This is a genomic window from Acinetobacter sp. 228, from assembly GCF_048147885.1.
This window is the reverse complement of record NZ_JAYWYV010000260.1, coordinates 1-1,393: the sequence shown is the minus strand read 5'-3', so window position 1 is coordinate 1,393 and position 1,393 is coordinate 1. Positions and strand designations below refer to the sequence as shown.

Annotated in this window: 4 protein-coding genes; 2 read left to right on the top strand and 2 right to left on the bottom strand. The window is 35.5% G+C overall.

Translation table 11 applies throughout. The features are described 5' to 3' along the window. Both VXQ92_RS18010 and surA1 read left to right on the top strand, forming a co-directional pair. On the top strand, positions 1-206 hold a 206-nt coding region (locus VXQ92_RS18010), incomplete at its 5' end, for a hypothetical protein (RefSeq protein ID WP_416682728.1). Positions 207-311: 105 nt separating this feature from the next. Next, positions 312-629, top strand: coding sequence for a surface antigen protein 1 (gene surA1 / locus VXQ92_RS18005; protein WP_000132045.1), 318 nt, complete (start codon positions 312-314; stop codon positions 627-629). A gap of 35 nt (positions 630-664) precedes the next feature. Here the strand turns inward: surA1 and VXQ92_RS18000 are convergent, their stop codons facing one another. Both VXQ92_RS18000 and VXQ92_RS17995 read right to left on the bottom strand, forming a co-directional pair. After that, on the bottom strand, positions 665-934 hold the full coding sequence (locus VXQ92_RS18000; RefSeq protein WP_000498479.1) for a hypothetical protein: 270 nt from the start codon (positions 932-934) through the stop codon (positions 665-667). Between the two features lie 87 nt (positions 935-1,021). Then, the coding region (locus VXQ92_RS17995; protein ID WP_400164946.1) for a hypothetical protein at positions 1,022-1,393 on the bottom strand (372 nt) is incomplete at its 5' end.

The window sequence follows — 1,393 nt, the reverse complement described above, 5'->3', positions numbered from 1 at the left end:
ATAATCAAGCAAATCAACGCAATAATCAGCAGCAACAACAGCAAAATGACAACCGTAATCAACAGCAACACGGTAACCAACAGCAAAACGATCAACAGCAACAAAATAACCAGCAACAACAGCAAAATGATAACCGCGGCCAACAACAAGGATCTAATCAAAAAGATTCTGGCCAACAAAACTCAAATAACAACCAACAACGTTAATCGTTTGTAGTTGTTCTTTGATGCGGTCGATCATTTAGGAAGGTGACCTCACCTTCCTAAATCAAAATATAAGCATAAAATTCAATAAAATATGAGGGAATTCTGATGACAGATCAAAATACAGATCATGCTCAATTGGTAGCTGGCGATCATAACTATTCTGACTCTCGCTGGCGCGAAAGCTATCTTACTCGACCTTATTATCAAGAAGCGCAATTAACTACACCAGATCTAGATTATGATCGTGATTTCTCTGCAGCTTATGAACTTGGTCATCGAGCTCGTTCTGAATCTAAAGAAGGAACTCAGTTTGAAGATATGGAAGGCAGCTTGCAGCAAAAATGGGAAGAACTAAAAGCTGAGTCCCGCCTAAAATGGGAACACGCTAAACAAGCGATTAAAGATGCGTGGGATGATATGTAACATCCTCAAAAGGTCCATAGCTATAAGCTTATTTCCTATTGGCCCTGGGAAATAGGCTTTTTTATTGTCCTAAAATTATGAGCATTAAAAAATGGTGGCATATTAAAATTATGACTAAGATATTGATTTGCTAAATTTGGATCATCAAAAACTTCTTTTTTAAATTGTACGCTCGGTGTTGTAGCGAGTACATGTGTCGGCTTAATAGTAACTTCCACTACATACTTATTTTGCTCATACTTGGCTTTTACGCCATAAATCTCAGAATCATTAATGCAAGTTCCATCTGTAAAATATACAAACATACATACTACCTTAAATATTACTCATCATAGCGGTCTTATCAAAAATAAAGCCTGACTCAGATAATCAGGTCAGGCCTTTCATCAAAATTAACTTTGATTTTTCTTAAAATATTCAATTATTTCTTCCCCATTATTTACAGGCTTTTTCTGCGAAGGGTAAGTTTCTTCATAGGCATAGGCGGGTAAAGTAATTTTAGCTCGAATTGGAGGTAATTTTTCTTGTCCACCTGTGGTAATTCGCTCAATAAAACCAGCAAGCCAAAGTACAAACTCCTGAGTATTTTTACTTTTAGGAATAAGACTTAAATCCAATTTAATTTTTGACTCTTGCAAAGGTTTAATGAGTATTTCGGCAAAATCAATATAATTATATAAAAGCTTTAATTTTGTCCCCTTTATTTCTTGTCTGAGTTCAATCATCAAATTATTAAGATCTTCCATCGGATCATCCGTAAAGCC